Origin of the sequence: Photorhabdus heterorhabditis (genome assembly GCF_001280945.1) — a bacterium.
Lineage (GTDB): Bacteria > Pseudomonadota > Gammaproteobacteria > Enterobacterales > Enterobacteriaceae > Photorhabdus > Photorhabdus heterorhabditis.
This window is the reverse complement of the sequence record NZ_LJCS01000160.1, coordinates 1-1,585: the sequence shown is the minus strand read 5'-3', so window position 1 is coordinate 1,585 and position 1,585 is coordinate 1. Positions and strand designations below refer to the sequence as shown.

Below are 1,585 nucleotides of genomic sequence, written 5' to 3'. Positions count from 1 at the left end.
CCTGAGTCATTCAGCGCCTGATGATAGGCAGTGGTGTAGATTTGGCTTTTAATGTCTTCCATGCTCGGGTCGGCGTGACCCGTTTTCGCCAGGGTGGCTTTGGCAGCTTCAATATCCTGTTCACTGAGATGGTCCAGTTTCGCTTTCGCCGCGTGGGTGGCGATAATTTTCCCTTCCGTCCCGACTATTTCGGTCATCTGGGCGCTGAGTTCGCCCATCAGTTGCGCCTGTTTCAGCCGCTGTTGTTCCTTTTCCTTATCAAATATCGGACTCAGGACATTGGCGGCGTTATCGGTGTCGCGGCTAAGGGTCGCGACATCCTGCGTCTGGTGCGCCTTATCCCGGATAATCAGGGTGCCGTCACTGACAGCGGCCTGCGTGGTGGTGCTGTCATGGCCCTGGTTATTCGAGCCCGTCAGCGCATTGACCGCCAGATTGTTCAGCCGCTGACCAGCGGTCGGTTTGCCAACGCTGATGCCCGCACTCTGCTGTTCAACCTTAAAATCCGCCTGATTCTGAATATCTTTAAAACCCAGTGTGCCGGTGTTGAGGGTGTTTTTGGTTTTGTCGGCGGCACTGGCTATCACTGCGCCGTCCAGCTGGGTGTGGTCGCCGACATTCACCTGATAACCCCCTTGACCGGCAAACAGCCCGGTCTGCTCCTGCACGCTGTCATAACTGCTGTGGAGTTTGCTGCGGCTGGCATTCAGGCTTAATGTGCCGTCCGGCTGCGGACCCACGGTGGCATTGACCCCGGCACGGGCGTTGTGCTGCTGGCTGTCATAGCGCTGGCGGTCCTGTTCACTGCTTAATGTCAGATGGCGTTTCACGTCGGCGGTCAGCTGTTCGCCACTGACTTGTGCCCCTTGCAGCGTGGTGTCCCGGCCACTGTTGAGGGTAACGGTCTGTCCTGCCTCTAATGTGGTGTGCGTGTGACTGACCCCGTTGCCATTTTCATGGCCGCTGCCCCGACTGACATTGGCCGACGCCGTCAAGCCGGTGCTGCCCGGGCCGGCGGTGAGACCCACGCCCAGCGCGCTACCGTGGCTACTGTTTTTGCCGACAGTCTGTTCGGTGTTCTGGCTGGAACTCAGTTGGATGTCTCGGCTGGCATTGAGTTGCAGGTCTTGACCCACCTGTAACTGGCTGCCCTGCACGCGGATATCGCCATTCTGGCCTGATGCGCCTTTGCCATCCCCTTTGGCGGTTATGGTCAGGTTATCCCCGGCAGTGAGGTGGCTGCCCTGTTGGGTGGTCTGGCGGTGCTGCTGTTCTGAACGCGAAGACTGGCGACCGTAGGACAGGCTCACCCCGGCCAGATTATTCTTGCCCGGGTCGTCACGGCCCTGCGCTTCCGCCAGTCGGACCGCCTGGGTGGCCTGAACCCCGCTGAGCGCGGCCTGGGTATTTTGCAACGCTTTCAGGCGCGGGTCGGCGGTCTGCTGTGCTGCCCGTGCTGTCTGTACCGCGCTGTTGATGGCGCCGCCTGCCGTGCCACTGAGCGCCACGGTTAAGCCGCTTTGCTTTTGTTCGGTTTTCGTCAGGGTGGTGTGATGATTTTCCGCACTGGTGATACTGACGCTCT

The 1,585-nt window shown here is 59.7% G+C and carries 1 protein-coding gene; it reads right to left on the bottom strand.

What is annotated here, in order from left to right; genetic code table 11:
* Nucleotides 1-1,585 (bottom strand): hemagglutinin repeat-containing protein (locus tag AM629_RS21040; protein WP_200905783.1); only part of this gene is annotated, 1,585 nt, incomplete at both ends.